This is a genomic window from Prevotella sp. P5-50 (assembly GCF_002251295.1).
Lineage (GTDB): Bacteria > Bacteroidota > Bacteroidia > Bacteroidales > Bacteroidaceae > Prevotella.
The window spans coordinates 20,307-37,026 of sequence record NZ_NPJA01000045.1 but is presented as its reverse complement, the minus strand read 5'-3'; the positions used below and the strand labels follow the sequence as shown (position 1 = coordinate 37,026).

The following is a 16,720-nucleotide window of genomic DNA, read 5'->3' as shown; positions in this document are numbered from 1 at the left end:
GGCATGATGATGCCTCCGCAAGGTGAGATTTCGGGATCCGTCCTCATCCTCGTTGCCCAGCTCTTGATACTGTGTGCCACCTTCCTCGGCATTAAAGACTATCACAACATCATCAACAGAAAACTATGACTCAAGATTCTAAAAACAAGTGGAGCGTCATCATCAACATTGCATTGACCACCATCACCGCCGTGCTCTCGGCCCTTGGTTTCACCATTGGGTGATGACTTTGATTTCCAAACAACCTATCCTACAAAGATAGCGTAACAAAAAGAGTCCGACAACTTCGTGCTGTCGGACTTTTTTTGTAAATAGAACTATATTTTCAGCTTTTCAAAACTGGAAATCTATTGTTGCACCATCGGTAGTGTCAAAGGTGAAGGTAAAATTCAACGAAGAAGCCTTGATATTCTCCACAATCTTTGGGTACAAAGAGTGTTGCTTCGCTTCTGGATTCTTCACAACAAAGTTATCAACCTTCACGGCAAAGTTTTTCACGCTATCGGTACTGACAGCCTTCAATCCGCAAGATTCTGTGTAGTACTCACCCATCTCTGGATACGCCTCATACGAGGTTTCATTTTCACACGACAGCAGCATTACTGCAAGCATTAGAATAGTCAATCCCTTTTTCATATATTTATCGTTTTAGTGGCTAAAAAGGTTATTTTGTATGCATAGGCATATTCACGTTGCAAATATACGAAGAAATAACTAATTAGCAAACCTATAAATACCTTTATTTATGCAATTTTGAGTTTTTACAGTTTTACAGTTTTACAGTTTTACAGTTTTTGAAAAGCAAAATGCACATACACATCAATGGCGTTCACGGATTTGACAGTTGACAGTTTCCATAAATGAATTTTTTGCGTTACAAATAACAGATAACAGTTTTGGAAAAGAAAAAAACAGGGAAGATTCTGTGATTGTACCTACTCATTATCTTCTTCTTGAGAATCTGCTTCCAAATTGTAAAGTACTGAATGTCAATACTCTCCGAAAGCAAAAACAACCAAAAGAAACAAACTGGAAACAAAAATTTCAAAAACCCCAAAATGAAAACATCTGCTTAACATATCTTAACACGGAAAACAAGTGAAATTTTCATTTTCTTTCATTTGGATGGGTGTTATAGGCGATAAAAAATGGTGGTAAAATACAATAGAAGGGAAAGAACGAGAAACGTTACAAAATTGGTAAGACTTTATGCACAGTTTTGAACATTCTGACCGTTATTTTGCAAATATAGGGTATCAGACAGCCTTGAAAGTGTTAAAATACATGCAAAAAGTATCATTTTAGGGTTCAAAATAGCGTTTTTTCATGATAAATGCGTACCTTTGCACCTAATTATATATCATTAGATATGTGAAATGAGGCAACTCACTCCTAAAATCGTATTTCATCGTGCAAACTCCACAGTATAATCCTTCACAAGTTGTTCAAGAATGGAACGGCATAGAAGTATATACAATTGATGGTAAGTATGGGCTTCACCATCCAGAAAACGACATAATAGTACCTCCAATCTATGACTCCATAGAGTGGGACAAGTCTTCTGATTTCATTGTCGTAGAACACAATGGAAACACTGGATTTTTGAGTGCAGAAGATGGTCATTTTATTGCTTTTGAGGAAGAAACGGATGATCCATATATGATGGCAATCTCATACGAAGAGTATATGCAGGAAGAGTGGCCTGATTGGATGATAAATGTAAAATAATAATATACAATTAAAATGAACATAGAAAAAGGATTTAAGTTTATTGACTTATTCTGCGGTATAGGCGGTTTCCACCAAGCCATGGCTGATTTAGGTGGTGAATGCGTTTATGCCAGTGATATTGATGCAGATTGTCGTAAGACTTATGAACATAACTATGGCATAAAGCCTGATGGTGACATCACAAAGGTTGATGCTGCCGACATTCCAGAACATGATGTTCTTTGCGGTGGATTCCCTTGTCAAGCATTCTCAAAAGCAGGTAAGCGATTGGGATTTGCAGATGAGACAAAGGGTACACTGTTTTTTGACATTTGCCGTATTTTGAAACATCATCAACCAAAATATGCTCTTCTTGAAAATGTAAGAAATCTGGCTAGCCATGACCATGGTAACACTTGGAAGGTTATTCATGATAACTTGGATGAATTAGGCTACAATGTAATTGATGAACCAGTTATATTTAGTCCGCATTATATTGGTGTACCACAACATCGTGAGCGTGTGTTCATTATGTGTGTTAGAAAGGATATTGGCAAATTGCCTCCGTTCTATTTCAACATCAACAAGATACCAAAGTGCTCAATTGATGATATTTTGTTGGATGACAACGAAATACCTGATTTAGATAAGTTCCAATTGCGTGATGACCAAATAGAATGGATTGACAATTGGAATGAGTTCATTCAGAACATAAAGTGTGATAAACTGCCAGGCTTCCCTATATGGGCAGACTGTCTTTGTCCTATTGAAGAGAGTCCTTTCTTTGAAACACTTGATCAACAACCAAAATGGCTTCAGAACTTTGTCATTAAGAATAACGAATTATGGTCAAAGAACAAAGAGTTTCTTGCTGAGTGGCTTCCTAAAGCTAAGAAGAACAAGAATTTCTTTGGTTCTAAAGCAAAGTTGGAATGGCAGGTTGGCGATGTAGAGAATCCAAACATCTGGGAACATATAATGCAAATTAGACCTTCAGGTCTGCGAGTAAAGCCGGGAACATATTTCCCTGCTTTGGTTGCTATTACTCAAACCAGCATTGTAGGTAAAAGAAAACGTTTCTTGACACCAAGAGAGTGCGCTCGTCTGCAAAGTTTTCCTGACACCTTCCAATACGATGTTAAGAGACCACAGGCATACAAGCAATTTGGCAATAGTATCAATGTAGGTCTGGTCAGTTTCTTTGCTCGTTATATGTTCGGTGACAAAGAACTTCAAGAGAAATATTCCAAGAACGTACAATTCCCGTTAGGCGATGATGGCCAACCTCGACTAGAATTTCCTGAATGGGATGAAGATTAAGCACTGCGAAAGCGGTGCTTTTTTTTACATGATACTCATTGTAGGTATTTATGCGTGAAGAAGAATTGATAAAATTGGGTCAACTGATTCGTTCAAAGCGTGAGAGTCAAGGGCTTACACAATTTGAATTGGCAGAGAAATCCAATGTAGATAGAAATTACATAGGAATGTTAGAAAGGGGCGAAAGAAATCCTTCCTATCTCTCCCTGCAGAAAATTGCAGCGGGGCTAGGCATTCCTGTAAACCAGTTAATTGAACCATGACGGATAAAACTTACATAAAGACATTAGAAGGCATCGCAATAAGCGGTGCCTTTTTTAATGATACTTATTGTAGGTTTTTCGTGCTTAAATCAATGAATCATGTTATACACTAGTACATTGTCAGAAGTCTCAAACAACATCAACACTGGTGTTGAATATGAGATTGCGTTGTTCTACAAGTTATTGAAGAATCAACCAAATGAACAAACTCAAGTGATGAACGCTATCAATAGACGCTATGACGTGGCAAAAGTCAAATCGATCATTGCTGAAACTGATACTTCTAGTATTGAACGTGCCTTGTCAGCGGCTGGTTTTGTACTGGTTGATGCATCCTTTGAAACTCAGAACGATGAAGTGGGACCTGCAGATATCGTCATGCACGTCACAAATAGATCTGGGCAGAAAAAGAAGATTGGTTTGTCGGTAAAATATGCAAACACCTGTACTTTGAACGTAACAGGAAGAAACTTTATAACTGATGCTCAAATTGCTCAACTCAGAGGTCAGTTACCTCGATATACGGATATGTATATTAGGGAAATGACAAATGCATATGGAAATGTAAACAACTGGTTTCGCAAAAGAAAGCCAAGTAATACAACTGACCAGTACATTGACCTGATTCGTGATGCAGTCATAGCAAACTGGCGCAACGTAAGGAATAAGACAACACTTTTGAGTGCATTATTCCATAGCGATTCACCAATAGAGTTCTGGGTTGTTACCTACGGCAATTATGGTTACACTTTGAAAACTAAACCACAAACTATCGACATGAGCCGTGCCAATGATGTAACGGTTGGCAAGTATCAGACTTCCTATGTTGCTTTCTATCTGGATGGCATTATGGTAGGTCACATGCAGGTTAAGTTTAATAATGGCTTTGTGGAGAAATGCAAGAAACTTAACCCAGATGTTGTTTGCCAAGGTGTGGAAATGGCTTATGGTCAGCCTTTTTCTTCATGGAATTTTAGTGTAGAAAAATAGTCATTCAATAATACCACCATGCTGCGAGAACTATTTGAACAGAACCCCAACATCGTCATCAATACAGATATTGATGGCATTCTGTCCGGCCTTTTGTTGGTAAAGTATTGCAATTGCAATATCGTTGGTTTTACAAACAGCAAGGAGACCGTATGGCTTGCCGATGCACATAATGACCTATATGCAAATATATATGTTGATATGTTTGTGACCGATCCGAGGGCGACTTGTATCGATCAGCATGTCGTCGCTCTTAACGATCAACATATGAGTAGGATTAGAGAGAGCGGACGCATTTTCAGCCCCCAGAGTGATGACGAAAATAACCTGAGGATATTTACCAAAGACGGATTCGCAAACAAATATCCGTTTGGTACCTTCCAGTACATTCTTGCTAGGTTAGAGAATGAAGGAATTGATGTTCAATTGCCAAATTTGATAGACAACCTCCCCAATTCTAATATTACGTATGGTGACTTGTTTAATCGTCCTGACGATGCAATGCAAACGACAATATATGCGTATCGTGAAAATGCATTGAACTGGTGGAACTGGCTTCTCAGGTTGGCTCCTGCCGGTAACATACTCAACTTGAAGACATACCTCGACAACTTGTATGCAGAATCCAAAGCTGTTGTCGATGCGAAACCATTGCAGGGCAGGAAGAGAAATCATACAGCGAATGAGTATGAAACCCAGATGAAGGATGACGTTGCTAAGATAAAGGCAAGGACAAAAGAATATTTCAAAGACAATTTCGGATGCAGGTCAGGAGATGGCGGATTTAACAAAGTGGTTGATGAAAACGGTAACATACTACCAAATGTTTCGACCTATATCAATACGATAGCATCCCTGCTCGGCATCCAAAACCTGGTAATTCCGACTCATTATATTGCTCATAAGGGCAAATATTGCCGTACAACGTGGCTAGATATGTTTCCCGACTTCTCCGCGGATTACATATTTATGAACCATCAGATTTTCTCTTATGCCTTCATCTTTTGTCCAGACGAGTATGGAGTCCTAGGAAATCAGAACTTTAGTTTTACCATTGATATGCAATAACATATGACTCTAAGAGAACTTTTTGCAAAGAATAAGAATATCGTCATCAATTCAGATATTGATGGCATGTTATCAGGAATGATATTGCAGAAATACTACGGTTGTAAGGTCGTAGGATTTAGCAATAGTTGGGATTGCGTCTGGATTGATCCTCAGTATGAGAACTCAACTGTAGATGCAATAAATAAACCAGTTTACATTGATTTGTACGTCACTAACCCGGATGTTGTTTGCATTGAACAACATATAATTGGTTATGACGATGCTCACAATAAACGCATTGCAGCCCTACAAACCAAAATCAACCCAAACATCATGCGTGAGGGCAGAACATTCAGCGGAGACTATTTTCACAAATATCCGTTCGGAACCGTTCATTTTCTCATTGCTCTGATGGAAAAAGAAGGTGTGCATGTACAGTTGCCATTGCTTCACTCAATAACAAGTCCTAAAGCTGTTAAGTACGACCTTACTGTCGGAGATATTTTGCTTCGTGCTGATGATGCTCTGTTCTCTTCTCTTGGTCGATATAAGGCAAATACAGAGGAATGGTGGCCATGGCTATTGAGATTGTCTGGTAACGCAAAATCAATTAGTTCCATGATAACCTACATAAATCAAGCCGATCCAAACCAGAACTTCAAGGTTAAGGATAGAACAGGCTATTTCTTTACAAGAGAATTTAATTGTAGTGGTATTGATGGAGCATTCAAGAATGTTACGGATGATCAAGGCAACTTGTTAGGCAATATCCTAGAATATAGGGATGAAATATGCCGTATGATGGGTATGTCATTAGACTTACCCTTGAAATACATTATCCACAAGGGAACTGCATCAACGAAAAAGTATTTTGGAAATGGTGCCGATTTGGATTTCTCTCAGAATCCAGAATTGTATTCCTATGCCTTTATTTTTGGTCCGAGGTCTCCAAAGCACAATTTCAGTTATACCGTTAGAATGAATTAAATGACAAGAATTTACGTAGCATCATCATGGCGCAACAAATACTATCCCGAGGTTGTACAAAAACTAAGGGATTGTGGATTCGACGAGGTGTCACAGTGACAGGCCATTGACATCATGACTTATAATTCTTACAGCTTACAGTATTACAGTTTTTGAAAAGGAAAAATAGGTTTCGGATTCTTGAAACACGAGGACAGGGACTGTTTCTTGGACCATGCCAATTCACACCAAGCGTTACAGTTGACAGTTGACAGTTTCTGAAAACGGATTTTTGCGTATGTTTTTTGCAATCTCGTCGCCTTGCAGAGGATTATTCTTAATGCTTTCAAGAATCTCCTTGTAGTCTTGTTTAAAACTTGGATATTTCTTAGCGAGACGTTTTGCTTCTTTTGAGAAGTCGTCAGAAACCGATACGGTAATATTACAACTCATCGAGCAAACTCTCAGCAGACTGAAGTTTACGCTTTCCGGCAATGGCTTCCTTTACCTCTGTCAAAGCGTTTCTAAGTTCTTTCATTAAGTCGCGCGGTGCGTCAATGGTGTCACTTCCGTCATCGGGGCAGATGCGGAAACTGCCAGCACGCGATTTTAGGACCACGTGCTCTCCTGCTTTTGCCAAATTCAGATACTTTGTCTGATTAGTGTGAAAGTCTCTTGTGCTAACTATAACCATAATTCAATATAATTGTTTACGATGCAAAGAAAGTGCAAAAATCCGATTGAGCGAATGAAGAGAGAATTTATTCTCACTCCTGAGCATGAGGATTTTATCCAAACCGAGCGCAAAGAAGCTCACTTCAATTGCTGAGGTACACCCTTTCTTCTGCAAAGATACGCTTTTTTATTGAAAGGGCAAAAGAAATGGTAACCAATTAACATTATTTGGTAACCATAGAACCTATCTCCCTGTCTCAACGTTTACCGCCTCAAGTTCTTAATATTCTCGTTTGTCTGGGTCTGGAATCTGAGGTCTGAGGTTTTAAGTCTGAGGTATGAGGTTTGAGGTTTGAGGGAGTGGTCTTTATCATCCTATGAAAATCTTTCTCCGTGTCCTCCGTGTGTTCCGTGGATTTTTCGGGGTTGCTTCGCAAGAAATCTTTGGGGGAAATCTTTAAGAAAAAAATGGCCTCTGGCCAGAAATCAATCTATTATTCAGGTAGGCTGAAAACAAAATCTTAAAATAAAAATCCTGACTGAAAATTCTCTCGAATACCTCGCTTTTGGAACGAATTTTATTATGGATCGCCTTACAGGCTCGAAATTTTTGTAGCAGCGAGAGCAGAGAATAAATCCAAAAATTTATTCTTTGCCGAGTCGCGACAAAAATAACCTATGGTAAATCTAAACAAGAATCTTGAACAAAATCTTTAACTAGAATCTCTAACCTTAACCTTAACCTTAACCTTAACCTTAACCTTAACCTTAACACTAACCACTAAGCACTAAGCACTTAACGCTAACCACTAACCTCTAACCTATAACCTTTAAACTAAACACTCCGTGTGTCCCGTGGATAATAAAAGAATACACTACTGTCTGCGGCGGAATTCGGAGCAAGTGATGGCTGTGGCAATGGCGACATTCAGACTCTCTGCGCGCTCGCTACCCTGATGGAAATTGGGGATGAGGATGCGACGGGTGATGCGTTGGCGTATCGCTTCGGAGATTCCGTTTCCTTCATTTCCCATCACGATAATGCCTTCACTGGTAAGGGATTGGTCATAGATGTTGTTGCCATCGAGCAATGTGCCATAGACTGGGAATGTTTCAGGAAGGCTGTCGAGAAATTGTGGGAGGTCAGTATAGACGATGGGTAAATGGGCGATGCTTCCCATGGTGGCTTGTACTACCTTGGGATTGTAAATGTCTGCGGTGTCGGGGGAACAATAGATGCAGTCGATGCCAAACCAATCGGCTATACGGATGATGGTTCCTACGTTGCCTGGGTCCTGGACACCATCAAGTGCCAGCGAGAGATGACCTTCTGGGGCTATGGGGGCGGTGTTTGCGGGGATTTCAAGTACGGCCAACACCTCTTGCGGATGTTGCAAGAAACTGATGCGCTGGAGTTCTTCGTTGGTAACGAGTTGTGTGTCGGCTGTCATCATCGTAGTGGCGAAAATCTGACGTGCCTTGAAACCGGCACGCAGGAGGTCGCCTACCACTTTCGGACCTTCTGCAACGAAAAGTCCTTCACGACGGCGGTTCTTCTTGAGTTCGAGACTGTGAACCCATTTTATTTGGTTTTTGCTAATCATTGGTGCAAAGTTACGATGATGTGGGCGAAAAACCAAAACAAAACTGTTTTTTCTCCCACATGACATGGATTATCTTGTTGGACATTCGCCTCATCCTATGATATCTTACCACAGAGTTTGGTATAGGGACAATTGGAACAGCTTTTCCCATCGGGAGATGGCGTGAAGTCAACCTCAGGATTGAAGATCTCGTCGATCACAGTCTTTAGGTGACTATTGAAATCTTCCAGATAGGGAAGTATGTCGCTGATGGGTTCCTTACCAAAACAGAGGGTCGGGTCGTAATCGTCGGAAGCGGCATGCTGGATGAAGAGTAGGGCAGGGCTTACCGGCAACTGGTGGGGATTGACGGATCTGTCGGTCGCCACGATATTGCCATAGAGCAGCGTCTGGAGATAATAGCCACGATGCGAGTCGTTGTCGGCAAAGATATCATCCACGTCTTTTGCCATCTTCATCTGGCTTCCTCCCGTCTTGTAGTCCACCACACGGATGCGCTCTTTGGCAGTATCGCAATCAACAGCATCGAGGCGGTCTATCGTACCGCCAATCGTAGTAGTAAACTGTCGGTCGCCCATCTTCACTTGCCAGTCGTACATCACCTGTCCTTCGAGTTTATAGACCTCAAAAGGAGCCTGTCGGTAGTCTAACTTCAGCAGTTGGCGCAAGTAATGGATAATCACCTCCCGATTGATGAGTTGCAGTCCGTTGAGCGCAGCACCGGCAGGTAATTGTTTGCGAAAAGCCGTGTCAACAGCCTGGGCGACGGCCGTCTTTGACTTCAGCAGCTGGCTAATCTGCGCCTTTTCAATCCGGCATCCATGTTGCGTCATCTGTTCATAAAGGTGTTGGGCAGCATCATGGAAGATAATACCGAAAAGGCGGTCGTCAATCTGCAGTTCATCATCATCGAGTTCGTAGAGGTTGGACACATACTGATAGAAGAACTGCAACGGGCAGGAACGGTAGCTGTTGATGGCTTTCGGAGTGAGCAGCGGCCTGTTGGTATTCGGGCGTTTGACAAATCTACGGTAGAGGATCTGCATGATTTCCGGTGTCTTGCTAATCGCCTGCGGTTGCATAATGGTCGGTTCCTGTTGTGCTTTGAGATAGTGATGCTGAATGGTCTGTGGAGCTTCAACCATGAGTTGGAGCATGAAACGACTCATCTCATGGGCATTGCCATCGTCAGTACCGTTGTTATACACCAAGGTGATATCGGTGGCACGCTGCAGAAGTCTGTGGAAGTAGTAAGCATAGATAGCCGTCTTGTGTTCGACGGTGGTCAGTCCGTACACCTTTCTGAGGCTGTGGGGAATGAATGAGCTGTCGTTGACGCCTTTAGGCATATTGCCTTCGTTGCACGACAGGAGTATGACGTGGTCGAAATCGAGGTTGCGCGATTCGAGTATTCCCATGACCTGTATGCCTTCTGCCGGTTCTCCATGAAATGGAATGGATGTGGACTGTATCAACTGTCGGAGCAAGCGTTGCAGGGTGACGCTATCAATATTCAGGTCACCATCAGCAGCCAATCCCTTCATACGGTTTACTAACGTATAGGCGCGGAATATGGATTCCGATCGTAATGCCATGGCATTAGGGTCGGCGTCAGTGGTCTGACTCATGTCGGTGGCAATGGTGCGGATGATGGTGCATAGCCAATCGAGGATGGCATGGATACGGGAGTCGCTCTGCTGTTGGCAACTATCGAGCAGTTCGTCGGTAATCCATTTGTTGTAAGGATGTTGACGGATTGTCTTATAGTAAAACTTTGGCTTGTTTGAGGTTTGCCATGCCACCAATAGAGCGAGGAGTGAAGCGATGGGCGTTTGCGCCAAGGGGTAGCCCGTGGTGATATTGACCTTTCCGATATTGTCGGGAATGGAATGGATCACCATGGGCAGGAGGTTCTCGTTGCAGAGGAGGATCGCCGTGCGTTTCCCACCATTTTTCCGCTGTTCATCAGCGAGCCAATCGGCAATATAATGTGCTTGAATATTTTCTGTTGGCGCAGCAACAAACCGGATCTGTTTGTCGTTTGCAAACTGTCGATAGATCTCTTCCCGTGAGTGATCGAGTTCGTTGGGAAAGGTGGAGAGGTATTGAGAGATAAAGAATCCAGCCTCATGTCCTTTCATATAATAGTCATCGAAATCCCAATAGAATTTAGCCTTACCTTGCTGTTGCAGATGTCGGAAGAGCGCCTGCTCCACCTTGTTGAGGAGATTGAAGCCCACGAAAATATAGGTATCGTAGTTCAGGGTGATGGATCTGTTCTCTACCACATCCCGATACAACATACCCTCGTATGCCAGTTGTTGGTCAGCCAGTCTCTGACGGAAGCGATGATAGATATCGGCAAAGTGTTGCCACAGTTTCAGGAACCGCTGTTTAAGTTCTGAATGATCGTCATCGTTGAAATTGCTGAAAAAGCGCTTAATGACAGCACGTTGTTCATCGGTCAGATAACTGATGTCGTCGAGTTCGTGAAGGTCACGGATATTGGCAAAGACATGATCGGCATCAGCCCTGTTTTTGTCGATATCATCGAAATCGGCAAGGAGGAGCTGTCCCCAGCCGTAGAAGTGGTCTAAGGTTTCATCAATTCCCGTCACCTCAACAAACGTCTTATGGATATCGCTCACCAGTTTGATGGGATCGGCAACGCTCCATTCCGATTGCGACCGGAAGAGTTCGCTAATGGTGAGGTAGGCCGGACTCCAGATGGGGCGGTCAGCCAATCGGGCGAGGTGCTCGTTGATGAACAACGAGGCACGCTTGTTGGGGAAAACAATTGCCGTCCGTGAGAGGTCTGTGCCTTGTTTGCTGATAATATCTTCTGCTACAAATTCAAGAAATGTCTTCATACCGTTTCAATTTTATTAGTATAAACATACCAGAGGAAACCCTCTACCTGTGAATGTCCCATCTTCCGGATCAGTTCCATGTATTCCTTGACCTGGGTTTGGTGTTCAGGTTTGGGGCGTCCAAACTTGAAATCGACCACGACAAAACGTTCGCCGTCGCTCATCACGCGGTCAGGCCGCCGTTCCACGACATGGCCGTTGTCATCGGTAGAAAGAATGGTACATTCATTATAAAGCGTCCAAGATGGCGAGAACCATGCCTTGACGCGACTGTCCTGTAAACGCTTGCGCAGCATGTCTTTGAGGCGTGCCGTAGTAATCTCCTGGTCGTAGATGATACCTTCCTGTTCCAGTTGCAACAGGGCACGCTCTATATCGTCAACGGTACGAATGGTAGAGAACACATGGTGGAGCACATTACCCATCTTGATGTATGATTGGGCAGTAAGCGTCTCTTCATCGTTTTCATCAGCCACAAACTCCATGCTTTTGTTGCTCTGGCGGAACTGTGTGTTCTGTTGGAACGTCTTCATAGAAACCTCAAGAGGCGTTGGAATCTGCAGGAACACGTTGTCGCTACGCTTCTGCGTCTTCTGCGTGTGTGTTGCAGGCGTGCCGTAGGTAAAGACAACGTTCGCCTCCTCATCTTCTATGCCCTCGATGGTACTTCCGGCAAGATGATCGGCAACCTGCGGCAACACCTTCATGATTTGGGAAGAACGCGTCTTGGCCGATTGGCGCTTACCAATGACGAAAAGACTCTTGGAAGCTCTGGTAAAAGCGACATAGAGGATGTTGAGGTTATCGACTGTCAGCTGAAGGTGTTCCTCTTCATAATCGGAAGCATAGATGCTTTCACGCATTCTCTTGCTGTAGTCAATCAAGGCAACTGGAAGTTGGTTGAAGGGTTCCACCTGTGGGTGACACCACAGCGTATCGTCCATTTCCATTTTCCAACTGCAGTAGGGGATGATGACATGGTCGTACTCCAGTCCTTTACTCTTATGGATGGTGAGGATGCGTATTCCCTCCACCTGGTCGCTCTGGATGGTCTTTTTATGTGCGTCCTGATTCCAATAGTCTATGAAGGCTTCAATACCCGTACTGTTGTCCATGGCGAAATCGCTAAGGATGTCGAAAAACTTACAGACGTATGCACTTTGGCTTGTTACACGATGTAACGAGAAGACATCGTAGATTCGTTCTGCCAGTTCTAACAATGGCAACTGAACCAGATCCTCCATCCCGTTGACAAAGGGTTCGGGCAACATCTCATCGAGGTCTTTGGTGGCAAGGAGGCAGTCTCTTTGCGTCCAGCTCACATCGTCGAGAATGAGTTGATGGTAATTCTTCACCAGTTGTGCTTTGACGAGTTTGTCGTTGGGGTGGGCCAACAGCCACAAGGCATCAACAATCAGATTGACAGGTGCAGCATAGTCCAGTCTGAATGCCTCATCGCTCACCACGTTGACATCAGGCAACTCACCCGTGATATAATTGGCAATACCACCAATCACCGTATTGGTGCGCGTGAGGATGGCGATGTCCGACTGCCGTACCCCCTCATCAAGCAGTTGACTGATACGGGACGTCAGGAGTTCCAGCGTATGCTGGCTATAGTCCTCGGTAGGCAGGAGCTGTATTTCCACATACCCTTGATCCGGCTTGGCGTCGGGTACTTGTTGGCAAACATCATGGTAGGCATGTTCGAGAGATGCCGCACCATGGATATCCTCCTCTGTCAAGTCGGCGTATTCCTGCTTTGCCAAGGTGGTAAAGAAAGTATTGTTGAAATCGATGATATTGCGCTGCGACCGATAATTGGTTTGCAGCGATTCCACTTGCATCATGTTGCTAGGAAACTGCCGTTCGATATCGTTGAGCAGTCGCCAGTCGCCAGACCGCCAACGGTAGATGCTCTGTTTCACATCGCCCACAATCAGGTCGCGCGACTCCCCATGGCTCATACATTCCTGTAGGAGAATTTTGAAATTCTCCCATTGTATGGTCGAGGTGTCTTGAAATTCATCGATCATGACATGTCGCAGTTGTGCACCAATCTTCTCAAAGACGAACGGCGTATCGGACTCGCCGATCAGTTCATGGAGCAGATGTTGCGTATCGCTCAGGAGAAAGGTGTTAGACTCTTCGTTGATCTGTTTGACGGTCTGCTCAATACTATGCAACAGGCGCAGGTTGTTGAGGTGGCTCAACGTCAGTCGTGATGAGTTGATGATTTTCCATTTACTCTCACGGTTCTCTATGACGAAACGGAGAAGAGGAATCAGCTTGGACTCGGCAAGGGCGATAATCTCTTGGCGTCGCGGGTGTTTCTTAGAAGCCCAGTTGTCGGCACTCTCCAAGCATGCCAAGGCACGTTTGCCGATGATGTCCTCCTCGTATTTACCATTACCGATGCTGACAAACAAACCAGCTACGCCCGATTTTCCATAGGGGAGATCAGCCATGGTGAGGTTGTTGTCTTCAAGGGTTTCGAAAAACGATTCACTGGTTTGCCTGAAACATTTTTCAGCATCTTGCGCAACGTCGCGTAACTGTTTGACGTATGATTCTATAAACCCATCGCGCTGCATCACTTCTTCAAGGATTTCACGGTGCTTCTTGTAGTCATCGTGGAAGATGGTACATCCGAAATACTTGATATCATGGAGTAGTGTATTGTTGCGCGTGTCGCTATTGGTCCATCCTTTGTCGTCTTTGATATTTTCCATGATATAGCCCAAGAGCCATTGCAGCATAGGGTCGCTGCTCTTGAGGTTTTCCAACATCATATCTACCGCGAGCGATTCCACCTGAACACCATTGATTCCCACCTGCAGATTGGCAGTAAGGTTCAGTTCGCGTGCAAGGTTGCGCAACACACTTTGGAAAAAGGCATCAATGGTCTGTACGCGAAACTGATGATAGTTATGGATGAGCAGATGCAAGGCAATGCCAGCACGTTGTCTGACGACAGCAGCATCAAGACCAGTTTCTGCCTCCACCTTTGCAGCATAGCTTTGCGAGTCGGGCAGTTCATTCCAAATGCCATAGAGTTGGCTGAGAATACGTTGTTTCATCTCTTCCGTAGCCTTATTGGTAAAGGTCACGGCAAGAATCTGATGATAGTTCTGCGGATTAGCCACCAGCAGTTTGATGTATTCGGTGGCAAGTGTAAAGGTCTTACCACTTCCGGCACTCGCCTTATAGACGGTCAGCGGACGAATAGGGGATGTTGGATTTGTTACCATTTTCTGAAAAGTTCAAAGGTGAATTTACAACCAATTTCCTGATATTGCGTCTTGAGGAAACTGGCAAAGAGTCCGATGGATACGAAACGCGTGGTGAAGCCGTAGCCGATCTCGGTATAGGGCCGTGTGTGTTCTATCGACAAGGTGCTGAGGTAGATACGCTCGGTTTCTATGTAACGGCCTATCCATGGCATCCAAGACAGCATCAGTAACGGCGATTCATAGGACACATGACCACGAAGATAATAATCCGAGGCATTATACCAGTTGCGTGACAACAACTGAAACTGTCCAGTCCAATCGTCATCCCAACCGTTGGGCAAGTTCTCATCTCTGAAATTGGCATAATCCACGAAATAACTTGTCTTCTGGTTGGTATAGAAGCCTCCTCCAAATCTTACATTAAGAAGGCGCATGCAGTCCATTCGCTTCTGGTAGGTCGCATCAAACTCCCACCGTTCGTATTCCAGGTTAGACCGTAGTACATTACGGATGCTGCGCTCGTAATTGGCTGTGAGGATGGGACCTTTTTTCCAGGGCGTGAACTGTAACGTCAGCAAAGGAGAGAAACTTCGATACGTCACAGGATGTCCAGCCTCTTGCATCATTTTCTTGTTGACCGCAGTACGTTGGTGGTAAATCAAACCGGCCGTCACCTCAAACCAGTCTGTTATACCTATATTATTGACCATCTTGAGGTTGTTGTCGTTGAAATATTGCAGCTCGCCCAGCTGTTCGTCAGTAGCCGCCTGCGATCTGTTGTTGATCTTATCAATAACGCTGGAATTGATGATTCTATTACCGTTAGCCCATATCACCTCTGCATATCCATCTCTTTTCGGATTGTACGTCATGCGGAGTGGGGCAGTAAAGTAGAACTGCTTGATTTTGAAATTATAACCCAGGCGTGGTGTGAAAGTGAGGTATCGATGAGCATTCCAAGCGTATTGCATGCTGATTTTCATTTTATACGCCAAACCCCGACTCTGACTATAGCTCAAATACAACGGGTTGAAGAGAGGCGACGCCTTGATACTTGCACCTCCAGCATTCAGGCTCATGCTGCTGATGAGTTGATCGCCAATCACATCAACAGCCCATTCCTTCCATTTGCTGCGCTTGATAGTATCTTGACCTATACTGTCTGTTTTCGACCTCATCGAATGGTAATGGGCGTAGATCTCATTCTCCAGTTTACCAAGCGGTGTGGTGCGCAAGGTGTCCATCATCTTTCTGTCAGCCTGAATGTGGATGGTGTCAGCTACCTCCTTTGGAGCATTGTAGGTTGCTATGAAGCGAGCATCAATACTATTGCCAATAAATCCCAGATGTGCCTCGGTAGAGCACCATTGAGGTAAGCGTAATTCCCGTTCGTCGGTGTTGGGAATCACCTGCACGCGGAAAGCAATCATATCGTATTCGCCTTTGAAAGAGGCTAGATGGATCCGTCCTGTTCGTTGATCTACAATGGCATTACCTGTAACCAATTGTGTATTGTTCAGACGGGGGCGGAAGTCGATACGAAACATGTTATTAGAAACATGATGTGTTGTAAAGCGGTAGAAATGTCTGTTGCTGCGATGAAATGGCGACAAAAGACGCTGGTCGTAGATGGTCTTGCCATAAAGGTCGGGGGTGAGATATTCCAAGGTGGTGGGCATCACGCTCCGATTGCGAGGGATAGTACCACTCACCACCTGTCGCTTCATCTTGAAATGGCCGTCCTTGTCAATATTCAGTTTGCCATACACTTCTCCGATGTACCTCCGTTCTCCCTTCGCTACAACATACATGCTTGGCACAAGAAACAGAATAGGGTTGCGGCGTCTGGCATCTATCACATACCGCATATATGAGTTTGAAGTGGAATCGGAATAAAACACGGGTAATTTTCGCCCATACTCCCATACACGCTGAATTAATAACGAGTCTGTTGGCTGACTCGCATAAACAAAGATGCTGGACATGAAAATCATCATGCCCAGCATCATTATTCTGGCGGATGGGTGTTTCATGCCTCA

Annotated in this window: 14 protein-coding genes; 7 read left to right on the top strand and 7 right to left on the bottom strand. The window is 44.0% G+C overall.

What is annotated here, in order from left to right; genetic code table 11:
• Positions 1-125 precede the first annotated feature (125 nt).
• Complete coding sequence (locus tag CIK88_RS12425; protein ID WP_158214619.1) at positions 126-224, top strand: smalltalk protein; 99 nt, start codon at positions 126-128, stop codon at positions 222-224.
• Between the two features lie 109 nt (positions 225-333).
• Here the strand turns inward: CIK88_RS12425 and CIK88_RS10115 are convergent, their stop codons facing one another.
• Positions 334-636 carry a hypothetical protein gene (locus tag CIK88_RS10115; RefSeq protein WP_094436245.1) on the bottom strand — a complete coding sequence of 101 codons (303 nt, stop codon included), beginning with the start codon at positions 634-636 and terminating at the stop codon, positions 334-336.
• 774 nt (positions 637-1,410) lie between these two features.
• On the opposite strand from CIK88_RS10115, the gene CIK88_RS10105 reads away from it, so the two are divergent.
• The 6 genes from CIK88_RS10105 (at position 1,411) to CIK88_RS10080 (ending at position 6,320) form a co-directional block, all read left to right on the top strand.
• Positions 1,411-1,728 (top strand): hypothetical protein, encoded by a 318-nt coding sequence (locus CIK88_RS10105; RefSeq protein ID WP_094436241.1) that lies wholly within the window; start codon positions 1,411-1,413, stop codon positions 1,726-1,728.
• A gap of 15 nt (positions 1,729-1,743) precedes the next feature.
• Positions 1,744-3,030: a DNA cytosine methyltransferase gene (locus tag CIK88_RS10100; protein ID WP_216820881.1), complete on the top strand. Its 1,287-nt coding sequence runs from the start codon at positions 1,744-1,746 to the stop codon at positions 3,028-3,030.
• Between the two features lie 50 nt (positions 3,031-3,080).
• Entirely contained in the window at positions 3,081-3,293 is a 213-nt protein-coding gene (locus tag CIK88_RS10095) for a helix-turn-helix domain-containing protein (RefSeq protein ID WP_094436239.1), read from the top strand.
• 216 nt (positions 3,294-3,509) lie between these two features.
• Entirely contained in the window at positions 3,510-4,283 is a 774-nt protein-coding gene (locus CIK88_RS10090; protein ID WP_158214673.1) for a hypothetical protein, read from the top strand.
• 18 nt (positions 4,284-4,301) lie between these two features.
• Positions 4,302-5,351, top strand: coding sequence for a hypothetical protein (locus CIK88_RS10085; protein WP_144269602.1), 1,050 nt, complete (start codon positions 4,302-4,304; stop codon positions 5,349-5,351).
• A 3-nt stretch (positions 5,352-5,354) separates the two neighbouring features.
• A complete protein-coding gene (locus tag CIK88_RS10080) occupies positions 5,355-6,320 on the top strand; it encodes a hypothetical protein (RefSeq protein ID WP_094436233.1) in 966 nt (321 codons plus the stop codon).
• A 234-nt stretch (positions 6,321-6,554) separates the two neighbouring features.
• On the opposite strand, the gene CIK88_RS10075 is transcribed toward CIK88_RS10080, so the two are convergent.
• The 6 genes from CIK88_RS10075 to CIK88_RS10050 all read right to left on the bottom strand — a co-directional run bounded on the left by CIK88_RS10075 (position 6,555) and on the right by CIK88_RS10050 (position 16,714).
• The gene (locus tag CIK88_RS10075) at positions 6,555-6,752 is read right to left on the bottom strand and encodes a hypothetical protein (RefSeq protein WP_094436231.1); all 198 of its coding nucleotides are present in this window, start codon (positions 6,750-6,752) and stop codon (positions 6,555-6,557) included.
• Complete coding sequence (locus CIK88_RS10070) at positions 6,742-6,939, bottom strand: prevent-host-death family protein (RefSeq protein WP_254046886.1); 198 nt, start codon at positions 6,937-6,939, stop codon at positions 6,742-6,744. Before CIK88_RS10070 ends, CIK88_RS10075 begins: the two co-directional genes overlap by 11 nt.
• A 910-nt stretch (positions 6,940-7,849) precedes the next feature.
• Positions 7,850-8,578, bottom strand: a complete 729-nt coding sequence (locus CIK88_RS10065) for an RNA methyltransferase (protein WP_094436227.1) — start codon at positions 8,576-8,578, stop codon at positions 7,850-7,852.
• Positions 8,579-8,673: 95 nt separating this feature from the next.
• Positions 8,674-11,448 (bottom strand): PD-(D/E)XK nuclease family protein, encoded by a 2,775-nt coding sequence (locus CIK88_RS10060; protein WP_094436225.1) that lies wholly within the window; start codon positions 11,446-11,448, stop codon positions 8,674-8,676.
• Positions 11,445-14,699: an exodeoxyribonuclease V subunit beta gene (locus CIK88_RS10055; protein ID WP_094436223.1), complete on the bottom strand. Its 3,255-nt coding sequence runs from the start codon at positions 14,697-14,699 to the stop codon at positions 11,445-11,447. The genes CIK88_RS10060 and CIK88_RS10055 overlap by 4 nt, the downstream gene beginning before the upstream one ends.
• Positions 14,693-16,714: a DUF5686 family protein gene (locus tag CIK88_RS10050; protein WP_144007344.1), complete on the bottom strand. Its 2,022-nt coding sequence runs from the start codon at positions 16,712-16,714 to the stop codon at positions 14,693-14,695. Before CIK88_RS10050 ends, CIK88_RS10055 begins: the two co-directional genes overlap by 7 nt.
• Positions 16,715-16,720 lie beyond the last annotated feature (6 nt).

Excerpts from the sequence above, each read along its gene's own strand:
- CIK88_RS12425 (WP_158214619.1), top strand. The coding sequence starts at position 126 with ATGACTCAAGATTCTAAAAACAAGTGGAGCGTCATCATCAACATTGCA.
- CIK88_RS10115 (WP_094436245.1), bottom strand. The coding sequence starts at position 636 with ATGAAAAAGGGATTGACTATTCTAATGCTTGCAGTAATGCTGCTGTCG.
- CIK88_RS10100 (WP_216820881.1), top strand. The coding sequence starts at position 1,744 with ATGAACATAGAAAAAGGATTTAAGTTTATTGACTTATTCTGCGGTATA.
- CIK88_RS10095 (WP_094436239.1), top strand. The coding sequence starts at position 3,081 with ATGCGTGAAGAAGAATTGATAAAATTGGGTCAACTGATTCGTTCAAAG.
- CIK88_RS10090 (WP_158214673.1), top strand. The coding sequence starts at position 3,510 with ATGAACGCTATCAATAGACGCTATGACGTGGCAAAAGTCAAATCGATC.
- CIK88_RS10085 (WP_144269602.1), top strand. The coding sequence starts at position 4,302 with ATGCTGCGAGAACTATTTGAACAGAACCCCAACATCGTCATCAATACA.
- CIK88_RS10080 (WP_094436233.1), top strand. The coding sequence starts at position 5,355 with ATGACTCTAAGAGAACTTTTTGCAAAGAATAAGAATATCGTCATCAAT.
- CIK88_RS10075 (WP_094436231.1), bottom strand. The coding sequence starts at position 6,752 with ATGAGTTGTAATATTACCGTATCGGTTTCTGACGACTTCTCAAAAGAA.
- CIK88_RS10065 (WP_094436227.1), bottom strand. The coding sequence starts at position 8,578 with ATGATTAGCAAAAACCAAATAAAATGGGTTCACAGTCTCGAACTCAAG.
- CIK88_RS10060 (WP_094436225.1), bottom strand. The coding sequence starts at position 11,448 with ATGAAGACATTTCTTGAATTTGTAGCAGAAGATATTATCAGCAAACAA.
- CIK88_RS10055 (WP_094436223.1), bottom strand. The coding sequence starts at position 14,699 with ATGGTAACAAATCCAACATCCCCTATTCGTCCGCTGACCGTCTATAAG.
- CIK88_RS10050 (WP_144007344.1), bottom strand. The coding sequence starts at position 16,714 with ATGAAACACCCATCCGCCAGAATAATGATGCTGGGCATGATGATTTTC.